The following is a 20,489-nucleotide window of genomic DNA, read 5'->3' on the forward strand; positions in this document are numbered from 1 at the left end:
GCCGTGATCCCCGCACCTGGTTCCTCGCCTGTCCGCGTCCGCTTCTGCCCGTCCCCGACCGGGACGCCGCACGTCGGGCTCATCCGCACCGCGCTGTTCAACTGGGCCTACGCGCGGCACACGGGCGGCACGTTCGTGTTCCGCATCGAGGACACCGACGCCGCGCGCGACAGCGAGGAGAGCTACCAGCAGCTCCTCGACGCGCTGCGCTGGCTCGGGCTCGACTGGGACGAGGGCGTCGAGGTGGGCGGCCCGCACGAGCCGTACCGGCAGTCGCAGCGCGCGGACATCTACCAGGACGTCATCGCGCGGCTCGTCGAGGGCGGGTACGTGTACGAGTCGTTCTCGACCCCGGAGGAGTCCGACGCGCGCAACGCCGCCGCGGGGCTCAAGACGAAGGGCTACGACAACTTCGACCGCACCCTCACGGACGAGCAGAAGGCCGCCTTCCGCGCCGAGGGCCGCGAGCCGGTGCTGCGCCTGCGGATGCCGGACGAGGACATCACGTTCACCGACGTCGTGCGCGGGGAGATCACGTTCAAGGCGGGCTCGGTCCCGGACTACGCGCTCGTGCGCGCGAACGGGCAGCCGCTCTACACGCTCGTGAACCCGGTGGACGACGCGCTCATGGGCATCACGCACGTGCTGCGCGGCGAGGACCTGCTGTCCTCGACGCCGCGCCAGATCGCGCTGTACCGGGCGCTGCTGGAGATCGGCGTCGCGCACGTGATGCCGGAGTTCGGCCACCTCCCGTACGTCATGGGGGAGGGCAACAAGAAGCTGTCCAAGCGCGACCCCGAGTCGAACCTGTTCCTGCACCGCGAGCGCGGGTTCACGCCCGAGGGCCTGCTCAACTACCTCGCGCTGCTCGGCTGGTCGATCTCGCCGGACCACGACATCTTCACGGTCACCGAGATGGTCGAGGCGTTCGACGTGCACGACGTGCTGCCGAACCCGGCGCGCTTCGACCTCAAGAAGGCCGAGGCGATCAACGCGACGCACGTGCGGATGCTCGCGCCGGAGGACTTCCGCGACCGCCTCGTCCCGTACCTGCACGCGGGCGGGCTCGTGCCGGCGGACTCGTTCGCCGACCTGTCGCCCCGCAACCAGGAGATCCTCACGGCGGCCGCGCCGCTCGTCCAGGAGCGCATGGTGCTGCTGGGCGAGTCGGTCGGGATGCTGGGCTTCCTCTTCACGGCCGACGACGCGCTCACGGTCGAGGACGACGCGCGCGGCGCCCTGCGCGACGACGCGAAGGACATCCTCGCCGCGGCGATCGCCGCGCTCGACATGCTGCAGGACGACGAGTTCGTCACCGCCGCCATCGAGGAGCGCCTGCGCGACGCGATCGTCGAGGGCATGGGCGTCAAGCCGCGGTTCGCGTTCACGCCGCTGCGCGTCGCGCTCACGGGCCGCCGCGTCTCCCCGCCGCTGTTCGAGTCGATGGAGCTGCTCGGCAAGGGCTCGACGCTGGAGCGCCTCGTGCGCCTGCGGGACGCGCTGTGACCGACGCCGCGGCCTCGGCGGGCGCGCCGCTCGAGGGCGTCTTGTTCGACGTCGACGACACGCTCGTCCACACGCGTGCCGCGTTCGCGCAGGCCATCGCCGCCGCGTCGCGCGTGTGGTTGCCGCACCTGCCCGAGGAGCGCTACGACGACGTCCTCGCGCTGTGGCGCGCCGACCCCAACGGGCACTACCGCGCGTACACGCGCGGCGAGGTCGACTTCGACGCCCAGCGCATGGCGCGCGCCAACGAGCTCCAGGCGGCGTTCGGCGGCGAGCTGCTCGACGACGCGGCGTACGTCGACTGGAAGGACCTCTTCTGGGGCACGTTCGAGGCGTCGTGGACGGCGTTCGCCGACTCCCGCGGAGTGGTCGACGCGCTCGCGGGGGCCGGGGTGCGCGTCGGCTCGCTGACGAACGCGCGCGTCGAGCTCCAGACCCGCAAGCTCGCGGCCGCGGGCCTGGCCGACGTGCCGCTGCTCGTCGGGGTGGACACGCTCGGCTTCGGCAAGCCCGACCCGCGCGTGTTCGCGGAGGCGTGCCGTCGTCTCGGCACCGACCCGGCCCGCACCGCGTACGTCGGCGACGAGCTCGACGTCGACGCGCGCGGCGCGCTCGCCGCGGGCCTCGTCGGGGTGTGGCTCGACCGCCCCGGCACCCGTCGCGGCGGCCCGCACCCGGAGGACCCGACGTCGGCCCGCGCGTCGGGCGTGCACGTCGTCCACGGCCTCGACGACCTCCCCGCGACGCTCGGCGTCGCGGCCGCGCAGACCCCCGCGCCGAGGTAACCCCCGGCCCTGCGAGGCACAGCCCCCGCTCCGCGAGGTAGAGCCCCGGTCCCGCGAGGTAGAGCCCTGGTCCCGCGAGGTAGAGCCCTGGTCCCGCGAGGTAGAGCCCTGGTCCCGCGAGGTAGAGCCCTGGTTCCGCGAGGTAGAGGTCTGGTCATGACCAGACCTCTACCTCGGCCCACCATGCCTCTACCTCGCGGGACCGGGCCGCTTTCTCGTGGGGCGGTCAGGCGAGGAGCAGGACGCCCACGAGGGCCGTCGCGGTGACGAGCACCGCGGAGAGGGCGCCCAGCACGAGCGACCGCCGCCCGGTGCGCACGAGCGTTGGCACGTCCACGCCGAGCCCGAGGGCGAACATCGCCGCGACGAACGCGAGCGTCGAGGCCGTGACGAGGACGGCGAGCACCGGCGCGGGCACCACCCCGAGGCTGCGGAGCGCGACCGCCGCCACGAACCCCACGACGAACCACGGCACCGGGGCGACGCGTCGCTTCCCGGCCCCCGCAGCGGCCCCCGCACCCGTGCCCACGCCGCGGGACTCGCCGACCTCCGCACCGGTCGACGGCGCGGCGCCCGGCGCCCCGAGCGCGCTCGTGGTCGCGAGCGCCGGCGCCGCGCGTCGGGCTCCGCGGGCCACGACGACCCCGGCGACGGCGACGAGCGGCGCGAGGAGGGCCACGCGCGCGAGCTTCGCGACCGTCGCCGTGGCGAGCGCCGGCGCGGAGATCGTCCCGGCCGCGGTGACGACCTGCGCGACCTCCTGGACGCTCGCGCCGATCCAGAGCCCGGCCCGGTCGTCGGTGAGCCCGAGCAGTCCTGCGAGCCAGGGCAGCACGACGATCGCGAGGGTGCCGTAGACGGTGACGAGCGCGAGCGCGGTGGCGACGCCGTCGTCGTCCTCGCGCACCTCGTCGGGCGTGCGACCCGGCCGGTCCACGACGCCCTGCATCGCGGAGATCGCGGCGGCCCCGCACACGGAGAAGCCGGTCGCGACGAGCAGCGTCGTCACGCGCGGCACGCGCAGCACGCGGCCGAGCGCGAGCGTCCCCGCGAAGGTGACGGCGAGCGTCGTCGTGACGACGACGAGCCCGCGCCAGCCCAGCCCCAGCACCTCCGGGAGGGAGAGCTGGAAGCCGAGCAGCACGACGCCCACCCGAAGCACGACGCGCGACGTCCACGCGACGCCGGGACGCGTCGCGGCGACCGTCGCCCCGCCCCGCCGGGTCGTCGCGAGCCGGCCGAGCGCCGGGGCGACGAGCGCGCCCAGGACGAGCGCGACGACGAGCGGGGACACCGTCGGGACCAGGCGCGCGCCCGCGAGCACGAGGAGCGTCGCCGCGCCGACGAGGACGAGCCCGGGGACGAGCGCGCGCGGCCCGCGCGGTGCGTCGGGGCGCCGGTCAGAGGCGGGCGCCGGGGGAGCGGCCGTGACCGCCGGGACGCCTCGGGTCGCGAGGGCCCCCGCGCGCGTCGAGGGGGGTGCAGGGTGGTTCATGCTTCCAGCGTGCTGCGGCCGGTGCGGCGGCAGAAGAGCGACTTCCCTCGCGAGGCATAGAGTGGACCTATGGCCCCGACCGCCCGCGACAGGACGTCCCTCTCCGCGCTCGAGCTGCTCGTCGCGACCGACTCGCACGGGTCGATCAGCGCGGCGGCCCGCGCGCTCGGCGTCGCCCAGCCCACGGCGTCGGCAGGCCTGCGCGCGCTGGAGCGCCGCCTCGGCCTCGACCTCCTCGAGCGCACGACGCGCGGGTCCCGGCTCACCGAGACCGGCCGCGCGACGGCGGCGTGGGCGCGCGAGGTGATCGAGGCCTCCGACCGCTTCGAGACCTCCGTCGCGGCGCTGCGCGACGCCCCGGCGGCCCGGGTGCGCGTCGCGGCCAGCCTCACGGTCGCGGAGTACCTGGCGCCGCGCTGGCTCGCGCGGCTCGCGCTCGAGGGGGCGCCGGGCGGCGGGGCTCCCGACGTCGAGCTCGTCGTCCGCAACTCCCGCGAGGTGACCGACCTCGTGCTCGACGGCGGCGTGGAGCTCGGGTTCGTCGAGAGCGCGACGCTGCGGCGCGGGCTGCGCAGCCGCACCGTCGCGCACGACCGGCTCGTCGTGGTCGTCGGCCCCGCACATCCCTGGGCGCGCCGCAGCGCCGTGCGCGTCGACGAGCTGCTGTCCGGGGGGCTCGTCGTGCGCGAGCGCGGCTCGGGCACGCGCGAGACGCTCGAGCGCGGCCTCGCGGCGCTCGGCGAGCGCCTGCCGGACCACCTGCCCTACCTCGGCTCCACCGCGGCGCTGAAGACGGCCGTGCAGCACGGCGGGGGGGTCGCCGTGCTGTCGAGCCTCGCCGTCGCCGACGACGTCGCGCGGGGCGCTCTCGTGCGGGTCGCGGTGCCGGGGCTCGAGCTGGACCGCCGGCTGCGGATGGTCTGGAAGGACGGCACGGCGCTCTCCTCGGCCGCGCGCCGCATCGCGGCGGCTGCGGCCGCGGCGTCGGGCTGACGGGCCGGCTCAGCCCGGCGTGTCCGCGCGCACGCTCGCGTCCCAGCGCCAGCGCGTGCGCCGGGGCCGACCCGGGAGCTCGTCCCGGCCGGTCGCCCAGAGGAGCACAGCGTCGGGGCCCTCGTCCGGACCCGTCTCGACGTCGGGAAACAGGCGCGTCAGCGCCCGGGCCGCCAGACCCGGGGGGAACGGGGTGGGTGCGTCCGTGAGCCCGAGCAGGACGTCGTGGCCGTGCACGAGGACCTCGACGACCCCCATCGCCGCGAAGCCGTCGGCGTCCGAGACCCCGTACGGGTGGAAGGCGCGCGCGCCCGCGGGCCGCGTCTCGGCGAGCGTCGCGAGCAGCTCCCCGCCGCCGACGAGCGCCTCGACGAGCCCCGCCGTCCCGGCCGCGCGGTCGACGTGCGCGATCTCGCCCTCGCCCTTGGGCCCGACGAGCGGCACGTACGCGAGCGCGGGGAGCGCCGCGAGCTGGAGCGCGTAGGCGAGGAGGTCGTCCACGACGTGCTCCGTCGTCGTCCAGCACGACCAGCGGACCGGACCGGCCTGCGCGTCGAACGCCGACACGGGCTGGTCCACGAGGCGGTCGGCGAGCCATCGGACGGCCACCCGGACGTCGTCGCCCGTGATCGTGCCGCGTGCGCCCGTGCCGCTCATGCTGCGCCCGGTGCGTCGGGGCGCACGTCCGCGCGCCAGCACTGGGCGAGGTAGGGGAGATCCACCTCGGTGCGGCCGGCGAGGTCGGGGTGGGTCGCGACGAGCCGGTCGATCTCGTCCAGCAGCTCCTCGCGCCGCGCCGGCGGGAGGGTCAGGAGGTAGCTGCGCGACGCGGCGAGCGGGCGCAGCGAGGACGTGGTGACCCGGTCGGCCCACGGCACCGTGCGGTGCTCGGGCGTCGTGAAGAGGCGCTCGGAGAGCGCGGGCTCCCGGTAGCTGTGCTCGAGCGTGTCACCCCGGTGGATGATCTCGGTGAACCGGCCCACCCAGTCCACCGAGCTGTCCCGGACGTTCCACACGATGCCGAGCCGGCCGCCGGGCCGCAGCACGCGCGCGATCTCCGGCTGGGCCGCGGGGGAGAACCAGTGCCACGCCTGGGCGACCAGCACGGCGTCGACGCTCGCGTCCGGCAGCGGGACGGCCTCCGCCGATCCGGGGAGCGCCTCGGCCTCGGGGACGGTCTCCGCGAGACGGCCCCGCATCGCGTCCGACGGCTCCACGGCGACGACCTCGAGGCCGCGCGCGACGAGCCGCTCCGTGAGCTTCCCGGTGCCGGCGGCGAGGTCCAGGACGCGGTGCGCGCCGTCGGGCACGAGCCAGTCGACGGCCGCGTCCGGGTAGGACGGCCGGGTGGAGGCGTACTGCGCGGCACCGTGCTCGAACGACGCGGCCCGGTCGGCGCGCGAACCGGGGTCGAGGGAGTCTCCAGGGCTCATGCCCCGACGGTGCCAGACGGCGGCCGTGCCCGTCGACCGCAGGACGCGCGCGTCGCCGGGCCGCTCGGGCGCGCGGAGCGCATTTGGTCCGCGTCGGCATGTCCGGTAATGTTCTCGGCCGGTGGGACCTCCACGGGAGGGAGCCAGGGGACGGGTCTATGACTCGTCGTCCCGGCTTCCCGACGCGGATCGGTTACCCCCTTGGGGTATGGTGTAATTGGCAGCACGAGTGATTCTGGTTCACTTAGTCTAGGTTCGAGTCCTGGTACCCCAGCGAAGAGCTCCGGCTCTGGAGCTCGCGGTCAAGACCGCGAGAAACATGAGGTAGAGTTCTCACCGGAGAAACGGACCGGAAACGGTACGAAGCTCCACAGGCCCCCATCGTCTAGCGGCCTAGGACGTCGCCCTCTCACGGCGGTAACACGGGTTCAAATCCCGTTGGGGGTACAGAAGAAGGCCCGGTCACCATCACGGTGACCGGGCCTTCGTCGTTTCGTCTTGATGCCCGATGCCCGCGCGTCGATCGACGACTGGGCGTGGCCGATGCCCGGTGTGACGCACGTCGCGTAGCGGGCGAGACCCCGCGGGGGTTCGTCTCGGGGCGTGCCGTCGGGTGGGTGGCGCGGCCGGGTCAGGGAGCGCCGTCGCGCCCGGGGCCCGGTTCGTACGGCTTCGGGATGGGCGTCGACGACAGCCGTGGGGGCGTGACCGGCACGTACGTCGCGCGGTGCTCGCCGGAGACCGTCCAGCCCTGCTCGTCCTCGCCGGCCCCCGCCTGCCCGCCGTCGGGACGCACCGTGTCCCGCGCCGCGTGAGCGTCGCCGGTCACGGGGATGGGCTGCGTGGGCCCGCTCGACGCACCGGCGGACCGGCCGGGCACGACGACGACCCGCGGGTCCGTCGGGAGCGGTGCCGGGGGAGGCGGGGTCGTGGCGGCCGGGCTGCGCCCGTCCCACGCGGGCGCGGGCTCGACGGGAGGCGGCTCGGCGGGCTGCGGCGGGCGCGGCGCGGGCGGCGGCACGGTCGCCGGCAGCGCACCACCCGGAGTCGCGGCGGCCCCGCCCGGGCCGACCGGCGCTCCGCCCGCGCGGACGCCCGGGATGAACAGCGTGTCGCACAGCAGGCGGTAGGTCCGGTCCGGGTGCGCGACCCAGTCGATCTGGCGCAGCGCCTGGTCCTGCCCGGCGGACTCGAGCAGGAACTGGCCGTAGCCCAGCACGCGCCCGACGAGCGAGCGCCCGTAGTTCATGTCCGTCACCTTGGTCAGCGGCATCATCGCCACCTTGTGCGTGATGAGGCCGTAGAGCAGGAGCAGGCGCTTGTCCGTGGCGACGAACCACTCGTTGCGCCACTCGAAGACCTTCCACCCCAGGCGGGCGGCGAGGATCAGCCACAGCCACCACAGCGCGAGCACGCCGTCGCCGACCGCGGGGCCGGCCTGCGCGACGAGCCAGGCGATCACGACCGCGCCCGCGACCGTCGTCGCGACGGGCTCGACGAGCATCCCCCAGTGGTGGCGCGTCGCGATGACGACCCGCTCGCCGTTGAGCACGTAGCGGTCCAGGATCCTGCTGCGAGGTCCGCCGCGGGCCACGGTCAGTCCAGGAGCGAGCTGAAGAACTGGCCGATCGAGCGGAACGCCCCGACGATCACGTCCCAGATGCCCTCGACGATGTCGGCCGCGCGGTCCGGGCTCGTGACGATCGCGTACACGGCGAAGATCACGAGGACCCAGATCAGGGCGGCCTTCAGCTTCGGGTGCATCGGAACTCCTCGTGTCTCGGGATCGGACGGTCAGCGGTCGCCCCCGCGACCGCTGCGCTGTCCGGGCGTCGGGCACGCACAGCATGGCAGCAGCCGGGGACATTTTGACAGGGCGCGTCCCGTTTGCGGCCCGCGGCACGCCGACGCCGGCCCGGTGCGGGCCGGCGTCGCCGTCCTCACTCGCCGGCGCGGCGCAGCACCTCGGTGAGGCGGTTCGCGGCGGCGACGACCGAGCCGGAGTGCAGCCGCCCGGGCTGACGGCTCAGGCGCTCGACCGGGCCCGAGATGGAGACGGCGGCCACGACCCGGCCCGACGGGCCGCGCACGGGCGCGGAGACCGACGCGACGCCGAGCTCGCGCTCGGAGACGGACTGGGCCCACCCGCGGCGTCGGACGCCGGAGAGGATCGTGGCGGTGAAGACGGCCTCGCGCAGCCCGCGATGCAGCCGGTCCGGCTCCTCCCAGGCGAGCAGTACCTGGGCGGCGGAGCCCGCGTTCATGGTGAGCGTCGCGCCGACGGGGATCGAGTCGCGCAGGCCGACGGGGCGCTCGGCGGCCGCGACGCAGATGCGGTGGTCGCCCTGGCGGCGGTAGAGCTGGGCGCTCTCGCCCGTGTGGTCGCGCAGCGCCGTCAGCACGGGGTTCGCGGCGGCGAGCAGGCGGTCTTCGCCGGCCGCCGTCGCGAGCTCGTTGAGCCGGGGGCCGAGGACGAACCGGCCCTGCATGTCGCGCGCGACCATGCGGTGGTGCTCGAGGGCGACGGCGAGGCGGTGCGCCGTCGGGCGGGCCAGGCCCGTGGCCGTGACGAGCTGGGCGAGGGTGGCAGGTCCGGACTCCAGGGCGCCCAGGACGGAGGCCGCCTTGTCCAGCACTCCGACTCCGCTAGTATTGTCCATAGGTCGATATTGACGTCTCACGCACTGAGATGCAAGTCCGGCACGGATGTTCCACCCGCTGGACGTCTTCCCCGGCAGGATGCCGGACGGCGGACCATCGACCCAGGCGGCTCTCCGTACCCCCCAGGAGGACCGTGACAGACGACGAGGAGATGAGCTACATGGCCGGCACGCTGGCGGAGAAGGTCTGGGACGCGCACCTGGTGCGACGAGGCGCCGACGGGTCGCCCGACCTCCTCTACATCGACCTCCACCTCGTGCACGAGGTCACCAGCCCCCAGGCGTTCGAGGGGCTGCGCCTCGCGGGCCGCCCGGTCCGCCGCCCCGACCTCACCATCGCGACCGAGGACCACAACACCCCGACGCTCGACATCGACCTGCCGATCGCGGACCTCACGAGCCGCACGCAGATCGACACGCTGCGCAACAACGCGCGGGAGTTCGGCGTCCGCATCCACTCGCTCGGCGACGCCGACCAGGGCATCGTGCACCAGGTCGGGCCGCAGCTCGGGCTCACCATGCCCGGCCTGACGGTCGTGTGCGGCGACTCGCACACCTCGACGCACGGCGCGTTCGGTGCGCTCGCGTTCGGCATCGGCACGTCCGAGGTCGAGCACGTGCTCGCCACGCAGACGCTCCCGCTCGCCCCGTTCAAGACCATGGCGATCAACGTCGACGGCGAGCTGCCGCCCGGCGCCACGAGCAAGGACATCATCCTCGCGATCATCGCCAAGATCGGGACGGGCGGCGGCCAGGGCTACGTCCTGGAGTACCGCGGCGAGGCCATCCGCAAGCTCTCCATGGAGGCGCGGATGACGATCTGCAACATGTCGATCGAGGCGGGCGCACGCGCCGGCATGATCGCCCCGGACGACACGACGTTCGAGTACCTCAAGGGCCGCCCGCACGCGCCCGAGGGCGCGGACTGGGACGCGGCCGTCGAGTACTGGCGCACGCTGCGCTCCGACGACGACGCCGTGTTCGACACCGAGGTCACGCTCCGCGCGTCCGACCTCGAGCCCTTCGTCACGTGGGGCACCAACCCCGGCCAGGGCCTGCCCATCTCCGCGACCGTGCCCGTCCCCGAGCAGATCGCGGACGAGAACGAGCGCGTCGCCGCCGAGCGTGCGATCGAGTACATGGGCCTCACGCCCGGCCAGCCGCTGCGCGAGATCCCCGTCGACACCGTGTTCATCGGGTCGTGCACCAACGGCCGCATCGAGGACCTGCGCTCGGTCGCGAAGGTCGTGCAGGGCAAGAAGAAGGCCGACGGCGTCCGGGTTCTCGTCGTCCCGGCGTCCGCGCGCGTGCGCCTCCAGGCCGAGGCCGAGGGTCTCGACCAGATCTTCCTCGACTTCGGCGCGGAGTGGCGCAACGCCGGCTGCTCGATGTGCCTCGGCATGAACCCCGACCAGCTCCAGCCGGGCGAGCGCGCCGCCTCGACGTCGAACCGCAACTTCGAGGGCCGCCAGGGCAAGGGCGGGCGCACGCACCTCGTGTCGCCGCTCGTCGCCGCCGCCACCGCGCTGCGGGGCACGCTCTCCTCGCTGAGCGACCTCGACCTGCCCGAGGGCACCGACATCACGTCCTTCGACGGCACGCCGCTCGCGCCGCTCGACCCGCGCGTCCTCGTGCAGGTCTGAGCCACCCGCGCCGCGCTGCCCCACTCGTCGCCCCGAAGACCCGAAGAGGTTCCTGCCATGGAGAAGTTCACGACCCACACCGGCGTCGGCGTCCCGCTGCGCCGCAGCAACGTCGACACCGACCAGATCATCCCCGCCGTCTACCTCAAGCGCGTGACGCGCACCGGGTTCGAGGACGCGCTGTTCGCCGCCTGGCGCGGCGACCCCACGTTCGTCCTCAACCAGGACGCCTACCGTGCGGGCTCCGTGCTCGTCGCCGGACCCGACTTCGGTACCGGCTCGTCGCGCGAGCACGCCGTCTGGGCGCTCAAGGACTACGGCTTCCGCGTCGTCCTCGCGTCGCGCTTCGCCGACATCTTCCGCGGCAACTCCGGCAAGCAGGGCCTCGTCGCGGGCATCGTCGCGCAGGAGGACGTCGAGCTGCTCTGGAAGATCCTCGAGACCAACCCGGGCACCGAGGTGACGGTCGACCTCGTCGCCCGCACCGCGTCGGCGCTCGACGTCACCGTGCCGTTCCAGATCGACGACTACACGCGCTGGCGTCTCATGGAGGGCCTCGACGACATCGGCCTCACGCTCCAGCACGAGGACGAGATCTCCGCGTTCGAGGCGACGCGCGCGTCGTGGCGCCCGAAGACGCTGCCGGCGAAGACGCTGCCCAAGGTCGAGATCGAGGCGGCGCGGCCCGTCGGCTAACGGTTCTGCGACGCGGGGCCGGGGGCGGGCTCTGGGGTGGTGACGACGGGTCTACCATCCGCAGGGCTCGTCCCTCGCCCTGCTCCCGCCGGGCCCGCCACGACCCGTCGTCACCACCCCAGAGCCCGCCCGTGATCGTGTCGCCGACACGTCGCGCGGCCGAGCCCGTGCGTGCGTCGCCTCGCCCCGTCCCTGCTCAGGGACGGGGCGGGCCCGCATTGATCGCGGCGAGCAGCGACTCCGGGGTCGCGGTCTCGGGGTTCCAGCGGGACTCGACCCACCAGGTCGCTCCGGCGTCGGCGAGGCCGGCGAGCTGGTCGGCCGCCGCGGAGCGGTCCGCCGGGAGCTCGCCCTGGACGACGACGTCGAACGGCCGGGCCGCGTCGAGGCCCAGCTCGGCGCGACGCGTGGTGAGCCAGCCGACGAGGGCGGAGACGTCGTCGGGCGTGGGCACGTCGAAGCCGCGGTCGCCGCGGAGCTGGAGCACGATCCCGTCGGCGCGCAGGGTGCGGTCGAGCGAGCGCACCGGCGGGCGCTCGGCGTCCCACACGCCGACCGGCCAGACCGGCACGTGGTGGCCGACGACGGCGCGCTCGACCGGGCGCGGCAGGAACTGCATCTCCCCCGTCCGCACGTGGGTTCCCTCGAACGTGAACCGCTCGCCGGTCCATGCGCGGTCGAGGTAGGCGAGCGCGTCGTCGAGCAGCTCCGCGCGCTCGCGCAGCGACTGCTGCTGGCCCGGCACGGCGGAGAAGCCGCCGTCGTCGAGCACACCGACGCCGACCGGCAGCACGAGGCGACCGCCCGACAGGTGGTCGACGGTCAGCGCCTGGCGCACGACCTCCCACGGCTTGCGGCGGGGGAGCGCGAAGACCATCGCGCCCAGCGTGATCCGCTCGGTCCGGACCGCCGCCGCGGCGAGCACCGCCCACGGGTCGAACGTGTCGACCGGCATGGACAGCAGGCTCAGCCCGTCCCACGAGAAGAACCCGTCCCAGCCGGCGTCCTCCGCCCCGACCGCCATCTCCAGCACCTGGGCGGCGGAGCCGAAGCTCCCGACCACCCCGACCTTGATCCCCGACCGTGTCCCCGTCGTCGCTGCGCTCATCCACCCGACGCTACGCGGCCCCACCCACACCGCTGAGTGCAGGAAAAAGTCGCGTCCGAGGTGCCGGGACGCGACTGTTTCCCGCACTCAGCGTCGTGCGCTCAGCGGTCAGGGGAGCGGGACGACGTCCACGCGCACGATGCGCCGCCCCGCGACGTCGGTCACCGTGAGCCGGTAGCCGTCCGCGTCGACGTGGTCGCCCACGAGGGCGAGGCGCCCGAGCTGCGCCAGGACGAAGCCGGCGACGGTCTCGTACGGGCCGTCGGGCAGCTCGACGCCCGTGCGGCGCGCGAACTCCTCGATCGTCTGTCCGGCGTCCACGCTCGTGGTCGCGCCGTGCTCGCGAGCGGGCGACGGCTCGTCGGCGTCGTACTCGTCACGGATGTCGCCCACGAGCTCCTCGACGAGGTCCTCGAGCGTGACGATCCCGTCGGTGCCGCCGTACTCGTCGACGACGACGGCGATGTGCACGCCCTCGCGCCGCATCTGCGACATCGCGGGCAGCACGGTGTTCGTCGCGGGCAGCGCGAGGATGGGCCGCACGACGTCGCGCACGGTGAGGGCGCGCCCCGTCGCCGGGTCCGTCGGCGGGTGGTCGGGGCAGTCCCGGCCGAGCAGGTCGCGCACGTGGAGGAAGCCGACGACGTCGTCGAAGTCGTCGCCCGTCACCGGGTAGCGCGAGTACGGGCCCGCCGCGACCGTCTCGGCGGCGTCCGCGAGGGGGGTGTCGGCCGCGAGGAACGCGACCTCGCCGCGCGGCGTCATCGCCTCGGCGAGCGAGCGGTCACCCGCCGCGAACACGTCGTCGAGGATGCGGCGCTCGTCCTCGGGCAGCGACTCGTGCGCGAGCACGATCTCGCGCAGCTCCTCCTCGCTCATCTCCTCGCTGCGCGCCGAGGGGTCGCCGCCGAGCAGCCGCACGACGCCGTCGGTCGAGCGCGACAGCAGCCAGATGACGGGCCGCATGAGGGTCGCGAAGCGGTCCAGGGGAGGGGCGACGACGAGCGCGACGCCCGCCGAGCGCTGGAGCGCGATGCGCTTGGGCACGAGCTCGCCGAGCACCAGGGAGAGGTAGGCGATGACGAGCGTGAGCCCCACGAGCGCGACGGTGTCCGCGAGCCCGCTCGACAGGCCCAGGTCCTCGAGCGCGGGCGCGAGGTCCGGCGCGAGCGTCGACGCGCCGTACGCGGCCGAGAAGAAGCCCGCCACGGTGACGCCGATCTGCACCGCCGCGAGGAAGCGGTTGGGGTCGCGCGCGACCGCCGCGACCCGCGCGCCGCGCGCCGACTGCTTCTCGATGCGGGCGACCTGGCTCTCGCGCAGCGAGACGAGCGCGATCTCGGTCCCGGCGAAGACGCCGCCGACGAGGATGAAGAGCAGGACGAGGCCGATGTTGGTCCAGGTGCCGGAGTCCATGCCTCATCCAACCAGGCCGCTCGGCCCGGCGTGGGCTCAGCCGGCTGTCGCGGGGCCGTCCGGCGTGGTCGGCTCGGTCGTGGCGGGCTCGCCGTGCTTGCGGCGCGGGATCAGGTGCGCCACGAGGACCACGACGCCGCCGACCACGATCCCGACGACGGCGGAGCACGCCGTGTTGACGAGCCAGCCGAGGAACCCGCCCACGCCCGCGACGCCGGTCACGGCGTGCTCGAGGTGGTGCACGACGTCGTACGGGCCGTGCCAGCCGAGGTCGTACGTGCCCTGGAGCAGGATGTGGCCGCCCACCCAGAGCATCGCGACGATCCCGACGATCGAGATGACGGACATGACCTTCGGCATCGCGCTCACGAGCCCGCGCCCGAACGACTGGACCCAGGGCGTGTCGCGCTTCGCGAGGTGCAGGCCGATGTCGTCCATCTTCACGATGAGCGCCACGACCCCGTAGACGAGGACCGTGATGAGGATCGCGACGATCACGAGGATGATCAGACGCGACCAGAAGTTCTCCGAGGCGACCTCGTTGAGCGCGATGACCATGATCTCCGCGCTGAGGATGAAGTCGGTGCGGACCGCGCTCGACACCACCGAGTCCTCGTCGACCGCCTTCTTCTCGGTCTTCGTCTCGACCTCGGCGTGGTGCCGCCCCGAGACGAGCTCCCACACCTTCTCGGCGCCCTCGAACGCGAGGTACGTGCCGCCGAGCATGAGCAGCGGTGTGAGCAGGTCGGGAAGGAACTGGCTCAGGAGCAGGATCGCCGGGAGGATGAACAGCAGCTTGTTGCGCAGCGACCCGGTCGCGATCCGCTTGACGACGGGCAGCTCGCGCTTGGCGGCCAGGCCCTCGACGTAGCGGGGCGTGACGGCGGTGTCGTCGATGACGACGCCCGTCGCCTTCGCGCTCGCACGCCCGGCGGCCGCGCCGACGTCGTCGATCGAGGCGGCCGCGAGCTTGGCGAACGCGGCGATGTCGTCCAGGAGGGCAGCGAGTCCGAAGGCCATGGGTGGGTGCTCCGTGCGCCGGCCCGTGTCGCCGCGCACGGGCCCGCTGGTCGAGTGGACGCGGCCGCAGCATCGTAGCGACTCCGCCCCCACCACGCGTCGCAGGACCGCACCCCCCGGCGGTGTGGCGGACGTCGCGCACGCGGGCGCGCCACGGCCGATGCTGCGCCAGTAGGCTTGAGGCCATGGCATCCCACTACGACGTCGTCGTCCTCGGTGCAGGTCCCGGTGGTTACGTGGCCGCGATCCGTGCAGCCCAGCTGGGCCTGTCGGTCGCGGTCGTGGAGGAGAAGTACTGGGGTGGGGTGTGCCTCAACGTGGGCTGCATCCCGTCCAAGGCGCTCCTGCGCAACGCCGAGCTCGCGCACATCTTCCAGCACGACGCGAAGACCTTCGGCATCTCCGGAGAGGTCAGCTTCGACTTCGGCGCGGCGTTCGACCGCTCGCGCACCGTCGCGGAGGGGCGCGTCAAGGGCGTGCACTTCCTCATGAAGAAGAACAAGATCACCGAGTACGACGGCCGCGGCACGTTCCGCGACGCGCACACGCTCGACGTGAAGCTCGCCGACGGCTCGACCGACCAGGTGACGTTCGACAACGTCATCATCGCGACCGGCTCGAAGGTACGCCTGCTCCCGGGCGTCGAGCTGTCCGAGAACGTCGTCACGTACGAGAAGCAGATCCTCACGCGCGACCTGCCCCGCTCGATCGCCATCGTCGGCGCGGGCGCGATCGGCATGGAGTTCGCCTACGTCCTCAAGAACTACGGGGTGGACGTGACGATCATCGAGTTCCTCGACCGCGCGCTGCCCAACGAGGACGCCGACGTGTCGAAGGAGATCGCCAAGCAGTACAAGAAGCTCGGCGTCAACCTGCTCACCTCGACCGCCGTCCAGACGGTCAAGGACAACGGCGCCGACGGCGTCACCGTCAGCTACAAGGGCGTCAAGGACGACAAGCCGGGCGAGCTCGTCGTCGACAAGGTCCTCATGGCCGTCGGCTTCGCGCCCAACGTCGAGGGCTTCGGCCTGGAGAACACCGGCGTCCAGCTCACCGAGCGCGGCGCCATCGCGATCGACGACGTCATGCGCACCAACGTCGAGCACATCTACGCGATCGGCGACGTCACCGCGAAGCTCATGCTCGCGCACGTCGCGGAGGCGCAGGGTGTCGTCGCGGCGGAGACCATCGGCGGCGCCGAGACGCTCACGCTCGGCGACTACCGCATGATGCCGCGCGCGACGTTCTGCCAGCCGCAGGTCGCGAGCTTCGGCCTCACCGAGCAGCAGGCGCGCGACGAGGGCTACCAGGTCAAGGTCGCGACCTTCCCGTTCATGGCGAACGGCAAGGCGCACGGCCTCGGCGACCCGGTCGGCTTCGTCAAGCTCATCTCCGACGAGACCTACGGCGAGCTCCTCGGCGGCCACCTCATCGGCCCCGACGTCTCCGAGATGCTGCCCGAGCTCACGCTCGCGCAGAAGTGGGACCTCACGGTCAACGAGGTGGCGCGCAACGTGCACACCCACCCGACGCTGTCCGAGGCCGTCCAGGAGTCGATCCACGGCCTCGCGGGGCACATGATCAACTTCTGACCCGTCAGACGCGGTCGCCCGCGCGGGCGACCACCCGAGCCGAGGCCCGAACCTGCTGTTCCAGGTCCGGGCCTCGTGCTGTCCGGCGGGCGTGCGCCCGCCTGGGAACGAACGTGCCCCCGCGCCCCCTCGCAGGGGAGGCGGACGGTCCGCCGGGCGACCCGCCGGTGCGGCTAGGCGAGCGTCCGCGTCACGTGCTCGAGCCAGCGGGCGACGGTGGCCAGCTCGTCGGGGGTGAAGCCCTCGGTGAGGCGGTCGTTCAGCTCGGCGAGCGCGGCGCGCACGTCGTCGAGCGCTGCGGTGCCGGTGGGCGTGAGGTCCAGGCGGACGGTGCGCCGGTCGTCGGGGTCGGGGCGACGGCGCACGAGGTCCGCGCGCTCCATGCGGGCGAGCAGGCCGCTGGTGCCGGCGGGAGAGGCCTGCAGCGCGGCCGTCACCTCGCCGATCGTCGCGCCGGGGTGGGCAGCGAGGTGCAGCAGCACACCGGCGGCGGCGGACCCGAGCCCCGGGCCGCCGTCCCCGGTCGTGCGCGTGCTGCCGCGGCGCGCGATCCAGCGCCGCATCTGGCGCTCCGCCGCGGTGGTGAGGAACACCAGCCGCGGCGGGCGGCCCGTCATCGTCGCGGCTTCCTGGCGGGGAAGTGGACGTTCCCGTCCTGCTGCGACGGGGCGGCCGCGGCGCGGGCGTCCAGCCAGGCGAGGAGCTCGGGCCAGAGCGTGTCCCGCAGCCCGCGGCGGAAGAAGCCCATGTGGCCGATCGCCTCCACGCCGCCGTCGGCGGGGCTCCAGGTGCGGCGCTCGACGTGGGCGGCCGTGAGGCGGTCGGTGATCGCGTCGATCTGCGCGGGGGTGGCCCACGGGTCGTCGGTGAACCCGACGGCGAGGACGTCGCCCGTGACGCGTGCCGCGTCCGCGGCGGCGCGCATGGTCGGGTCGTCGAAGAAGTAGCCCGGCATGGTCGACCAGCGACTCCACTCGAGCATCGCGGCGGCGGGCATGTCCTCCCCGAGGCTCAGACGACGGCCGGGGACGTGGCCGAGCACCCGGGCCGTCGCGGGGCCGAGCGCCCGCAGGATCAGTCGGACGCGCGCTCGCTCGGCGCGGTCGGGGATCGCGGACGTCGCGGCGACGTGGGACGCGACCGTGACGAACCCGGCCAGGCCCCGTGAGCCCTTGCCGAGCGCGAGCGCGTGCCCGCCGATGCTGTGCCCGACGGCGAGCTGGGGCACGTCGCCGAACCGCGGGCGGGCCCACGCGGCGACCGCGGGGACGTCGTCGGCCATCCAGTCGCGCATGCGCAGGCCGCGGTGGTCGCGGGGGCTGCCGGACCGGCCCGTGCCGCGGTAGTCGTAGGTGACGGCGACATACCCATGGGTGGCGAGGAACTCCGCGAACCCCGTGTACAGGCGCTCGGGGACCGCCGTCGCGGGGTGGATCACCACGACACCGCGGGGGGACTCCTCGGCGGGCTTGCGCACCGTGCCGACGACCCAGCCGCCCGCCGGGATCTGGATCCGCAGCTCGTCGGAGCCCACCGTCGCCGGGCTGTCGTTTCGCATGCGAAGTACCTTAGCGGGCTCCGTGGGTGAGGTCGTGCGTGCGCTGACGCGGCGCGAGCGAGAGGTGCACGAGCAGCTCGCGGCCGGGCTCTGCAGGCCGTCGGGCTCGCGTACCGCGTGGGTCCGGTCTCGGCGGACCAGGGCGCTCGTCGTCGGCGCACGGGGCGGGCGCGCTGCGAGCGCGCGCGGACGCCCCCATGCTGGACGTTCCGCCGAACGACGACAGGGGAGTTGCTCATGTCCGACCAGACCACGCCGCAGGACCCCACGACGCAGGAGCCGCAGCCGGAGCAGCCCGCCGACCAGCTCCAGCCGCCGGGACGCACGGGCGACATGTCGCAGGAGCCCGACCACGGGGAGACCACCTACCGGGGGTCCGGCCGGCTCGACGGGAAGCGGGCGCTGATCACCGGCGGAGACTCGGGCATCGGCCGGGCGGTCGCGATCGCGTTCGCGCGCGAGGGCGCGGACGTCGCGATCTCGTACCTCCCGGAAGAGGAGGAGGACGCCCGCACGACGGCCCGGTGGATCGAGGACGCGGGCCGCACGGCCGTGCTGCTGCCGGGCGACATCCGCGACGAGGAGTTCTGCCGGCAGCTCGTCGCGGACGCCGTCGCGGGCCTCGGTGGGCTCGACGTGCTGGTGAACAACGCCGCGTACCAGATGGCGCAGGACGAGGGACTGCGAGGGATCACGACCGAGCAGCTCGACCGGGTCCTCAAGACGAACGTCTACGCGCTGTTCTGGATCACGCAGGCGGCGCTCGACCACCTGCCCAGCGGCGGCGCGATCATCAACACGACCTCCGTCCAGGCGTTCGACCCGAGCCCTCCGCTGCTCGACTACGCCAGCACCAAGGCGGCGATCCTCAACTTCACCAAGGGGCTGGCGCAGCAGCTCGCACCCGAGGGCATCCGCGTCAACGCCGTGGCGCCCGGGCCGATCTGGACGCCGCTCATCCCGGCCACGATGCCCGAGGAGAAGGTCGAGCAGTTCGGTGCCGACACGCCGCTCGGCCGCGCCGGGCAGCCCGCCGAGCTCGCGCCGGCGTACGTGTTCTTCGCCTCGCAGGAGTCGAGCTACATCACCGGCGACCGCATCGGCGTGACCGGCGGTCGGCTGCTCTGACGGGTTCTCCGTCCCCGGCGCGACCAGGCGGCGGCCACCCCACCCGGGTGCGCCGCCGTCGTCGTGCGCGGTGGAAGATGGTCTCGGGGGACACCGACCGAGAAGGAGACCCATGCCCGCGCCCACGACGCCCACCCGCGAGTTCGTCACCGGCCTGCCGAAGGCCGAGCTGCACCTGCACCTGGAGGGCACGCTCGAGCCCGACCTCAAGCTGCGCCTCGCGCAGCGCAACGGCATCGACATCGGCCAGTCGACGGTCGAGGAGGTGCGCGCGACGTACGCGTTCGACTCCCTGACGAGCTTCCTCGCCGTGTACTACCCGGCGATGGAGGTGCTGCAGACCGCGGACGACTTCTACGAGCTCGCCGACGCCTACCTCGCCCGCGCGGCGGCGGACGGCGTGAAGCACGCCGAGATGTTCTTCGACCCGCAGGCGCACACGTCGCGCGGCGTGCCGTTCGAGGCGGTCGTGACGGGGTACCACCGCGCCGCGGCCGAGGCTCCGAGCAAGCACGGCATCGACGCGCACCTCATCCTGTGCTTCCTGCGCGACCACTCCGCGCAGAGCGCGGCCGAGACGCTCGAGGCGTCGGTCCCGTTCCGCGACAAGATCCTGGGCGTCGGGCTCGACTCCGACGAGCGCGACAACCCGCCGCAGAAGTTCGCCGACGTGTTCGCGCGCGCCCGCGAGCTCGGGTACCGGCTGACGATGCACTGCGACATCGACCAGGTCGGCAGCATCGACAACATCCGGACCGTGCTCGACGAGATCGGCGTGGACCGTGTGGACCACGGCACGAACGTCGTGGAGGACCCGGCGCTCGTCGACGTCGTGCGCGAGCGCGGGCTGGGCCTCACGACGTGCCCGATCTCGAACTCGTTCGTCACCGACGACATGAAGGCGACGGAGATCGCCGGCCTGCTGCGCTCGGGCGTGCGCGTCACCGTGAACTCCGACGACCCGGCGTACTTCGGCGGCTACGTCGCGGAGAACTACGTCGCGCTCGCGGAGGCGGCGGGCCTCACGACGCAGGAGGTCGTGCAGCTCGCGAGGAACTCGTTCGAGGCGTCGTGGCTCGGCGACTCGCAGCGCGCGGCCTACCTCGCCGAGATCGACCGGTACGTCGCGGCGTTCGACGCGAACGCCGTCTGACCCGGCCCCCCACCCCGCCGAGGTAGAGCCTTGGTCCGCCGAGGTAGAGGCGTGGTCACGACCACGCCTCTACCTCGCGGGACCGGGGCTCTACCTCGGGCGGCCGAGGCTCTGTCTCGCGGTTCTGGGCGTTCGTCCCGCGCGGACGTACCGGGGAGTAACGTGTCGGCGACGGCCGCCGCCGTCGGTTCGGCGGCGAGCACCCCCGCAGGGGGTGAATAATCTCCGGGTGCCGCACGTTGGCACGCACGGGACCCGCGCGCGCGGAACGGCCGTCCGCGGCCCCGCACGCGGGCCCTGCCC

Annotated in this window: 19 protein-coding genes and 2 tRNA genes; 10 read left to right on the top strand and 11 right to left on the bottom strand. The window is 73.8% G+C overall.

Translation table 11 applies throughout. The features are described 5' to 3' along the window. The first annotated feature begins 3 nt into the window (after positions 1-3). Positions 4-1,506: a glutamate--tRNA ligase gene (gene gltX / locus ACI769_RS07830; RefSeq protein WP_170982164.1), complete on the top strand. Its 1,503-nt coding sequence runs from the start codon at positions 4-6 to the stop codon at positions 1,504-1,506. Next, a complete protein-coding gene (locus tag ACI769_RS07835) occupies positions 1,503-2,291 on the top strand; it encodes an HAD family hydrolase (RefSeq protein ID WP_085387637.1) in 789 nt (262 codons plus the stop codon). The genes gltX and ACI769_RS07835 overlap by 4 nt, the downstream gene beginning before the upstream one ends. 226 nt (positions 2,292-2,517) lie before the next feature. Here ACI769_RS07835 and ACI769_RS07840 read toward each other — a convergent pair whose 3' ends face one another. After that, entirely contained in the window at positions 2,518-3,786 is a 1,269-nt protein-coding gene (locus ACI769_RS07840) for a YeiH family protein (protein ID WP_085387638.1), read from the bottom strand. Positions 3,787-3,855: 69 nt separating this feature from the next. Between ACI769_RS07840 and ACI769_RS07845 the strand changes: the two genes are divergently transcribed. Next, positions 3,856-4,779, top strand: a complete 924-nt coding sequence (locus tag ACI769_RS07845) for a LysR family transcriptional regulator (RefSeq protein ID WP_085387639.1) — start codon at positions 3,856-3,858, stop codon at positions 4,777-4,779. Between the two features lie 9 nt (positions 4,780-4,788). Here the strand turns inward: ACI769_RS07845 and ACI769_RS07850 are convergent, their stop codons facing one another. Next, positions 4,789-5,436 carry a hypothetical protein gene (locus tag ACI769_RS07850; RefSeq protein ID WP_043656671.1) on the bottom strand — a complete coding sequence of 216 codons (648 nt, stop codon included), beginning with the start codon at positions 5,434-5,436 and terminating at the stop codon, positions 4,789-4,791. Next, complete coding sequence (locus ACI769_RS07855; protein ID WP_043656645.1) at positions 5,433-6,212, bottom strand: class I SAM-dependent methyltransferase; 780 nt, start codon at positions 6,210-6,212, stop codon at positions 5,433-5,435. Before ACI769_RS07855 ends, ACI769_RS07850 begins: the two co-directional genes overlap by 4 nt. A gap of 202 nt (positions 6,213-6,414) precedes the next feature. On the opposite strand from ACI769_RS07855, the gene ACI769_RS07860 reads away from it, so the two are divergent. Together ACI769_RS07860 and ACI769_RS07865 are read left to right on the top strand one after the other, a co-directional pair. Continuing rightward, positions 6,415-6,486: transfer RNA gene (locus ACI769_RS07860), tRNA-Gln, on the top strand. Positions 6,487-6,586: 100 nt separating this feature from the next. Further along, positions 6,587-6,659: transfer RNA gene (locus ACI769_RS07865), tRNA-Glu, on the top strand. 184 nt (positions 6,660-6,843) lie between these two features. Here ACI769_RS07865 and ACI769_RS07870 read toward each other — a convergent pair. The 3 genes from ACI769_RS07870 to ACI769_RS07880 all read right to left on the bottom strand — a co-directional run bounded on the left by ACI769_RS07870 (position 6,844) and on the right by ACI769_RS07880 (position 8,872). Then, positions 6,844-7,806 (bottom strand): PH domain-containing protein, encoded by a 963-nt coding sequence (locus ACI769_RS07870; protein WP_198163048.1) that lies wholly within the window; start codon positions 7,804-7,806, stop codon positions 6,844-6,846. A gap of 2 nt (positions 7,807-7,808) precedes the next feature. Further along, the gene (locus tag ACI769_RS07875) at positions 7,809-7,976 is read right to left on the bottom strand and encodes a hypothetical protein (RefSeq protein ID WP_163187158.1); all 168 of its coding nucleotides are present in this window, start codon (positions 7,974-7,976) and stop codon (positions 7,809-7,811) included. 176 nt (positions 7,977-8,152) lie between these two features. After that, a complete protein-coding gene (locus ACI769_RS07880) occupies positions 8,153-8,872 on the bottom strand; it encodes an IclR family transcriptional regulator (protein ID WP_034654517.1) in 720 nt (239 codons plus the stop codon). 161 nt (positions 8,873-9,033) lie between these two features. On the opposite strand from ACI769_RS07880, the gene leuC reads away from it, so the two are divergent. Both leuC and leuD read left to right on the top strand, forming a co-directional pair. After that, positions 9,034-10,515, top strand: a complete 1,482-nt coding sequence (gene leuC / locus ACI769_RS07885) for a 3-isopropylmalate dehydratase large subunit (RefSeq protein ID WP_061266852.1) — start codon at positions 9,034-9,036, stop codon at positions 10,513-10,515. Between the two features lie 57 nt (positions 10,516-10,572). Beyond that, complete coding sequence (leuD, locus tag ACI769_RS07890; RefSeq protein ID WP_034654518.1) at positions 10,573-11,211, top strand: 3-isopropylmalate dehydratase small subunit; 639 nt, start codon at positions 10,573-10,575, stop codon at positions 11,209-11,211. A gap of 196 nt (positions 11,212-11,407) precedes the next feature. On the opposite strand, the gene ACI769_RS07895 is transcribed toward leuD, so the two are convergent. From ACI769_RS07895 to ACI769_RS07905, 3 genes are all read right to left on the bottom strand, one after another. After that, positions 11,408-12,319: an LLM class flavin-dependent oxidoreductase gene (locus ACI769_RS07895; RefSeq protein ID WP_232322532.1), complete on the bottom strand. Its 912-nt coding sequence runs from the start codon at positions 12,317-12,319 to the stop codon at positions 11,408-11,410. 108 nt (positions 12,320-12,427) lie between these two features. After that, entirely contained in the window at positions 12,428-13,735 is a 1,308-nt protein-coding gene (locus ACI769_RS07900; protein ID WP_061266828.1) for a hemolysin family protein, read from the bottom strand. A gap of 36 nt (positions 13,736-13,771) precedes the next feature. After that, positions 13,772-14,755 (bottom strand): DUF808 domain-containing protein, encoded by a 984-nt coding sequence (locus tag ACI769_RS07905; RefSeq protein ID WP_061266850.1) that lies wholly within the window; start codon positions 14,753-14,755, stop codon positions 13,772-13,774. 185 nt (positions 14,756-14,940) lie between these two features. On the opposite strand from ACI769_RS07905, the gene lpdA reads away from it, so the two are divergent. Continuing rightward, on the top strand, positions 14,941-16,347 hold the full coding sequence (gene lpdA, locus ACI769_RS07910) for a dihydrolipoyl dehydrogenase (RefSeq protein WP_034654525.1): 1,407 nt from the start codon (positions 14,941-14,943) through the stop codon (positions 16,345-16,347). A gap of 173 nt (positions 16,348-16,520) precedes the next feature. Here the strand turns inward: lpdA and ACI769_RS07915 are convergent, their stop codons facing one another. Together ACI769_RS07915 and ACI769_RS07920 are read right to left on the bottom strand one after the other, a co-directional pair. Further along, positions 16,521-16,964 (bottom strand): MarR family winged helix-turn-helix transcriptional regulator, encoded by a 444-nt coding sequence (locus ACI769_RS07915; protein WP_085387640.1) that lies wholly within the window; start codon positions 16,962-16,964, stop codon positions 16,521-16,523. Continuing rightward, complete coding sequence (locus tag ACI769_RS07920; protein ID WP_251176124.1) at positions 16,961-17,905, bottom strand: alpha/beta fold hydrolase; 945 nt, start codon at positions 17,903-17,905, stop codon at positions 16,961-16,963. Before ACI769_RS07920 ends, ACI769_RS07915 begins: the two co-directional genes overlap by 4 nt. A 237-nt stretch (positions 17,906-18,142) precedes the next feature. Between ACI769_RS07920 and ACI769_RS07925 the strand changes: the two genes are divergently transcribed. Both ACI769_RS07925 and ACI769_RS07930 read left to right on the top strand, forming a co-directional pair. Further along, positions 18,143-19,033, top strand: a complete 891-nt coding sequence (locus tag ACI769_RS07925; protein WP_085387641.1) for an SDR family oxidoreductase — start codon at positions 18,143-18,145, stop codon at positions 19,031-19,033. Between the two features lie 112 nt (positions 19,034-19,145). Further along, positions 19,146-20,186: an adenosine deaminase gene (locus tag ACI769_RS07930; protein WP_085387642.1), complete on the top strand. Its 1,041-nt coding sequence runs from the start codon at positions 19,146-19,148 to the stop codon at positions 20,184-20,186. The last annotated feature ends 303 nt before the right edge of the window (positions 20,187-20,489 follow it).

The sequence above is a fragment of the Cellulosimicrobium sp. RS genome (assembly GCF_046159675.1).
GTDB classification, from domain to species: Bacteria; Actinomycetota; Actinomycetes; order Actinomycetales; family Cellulomonadaceae; genus Cellulosimicrobium; species Cellulosimicrobium funkei.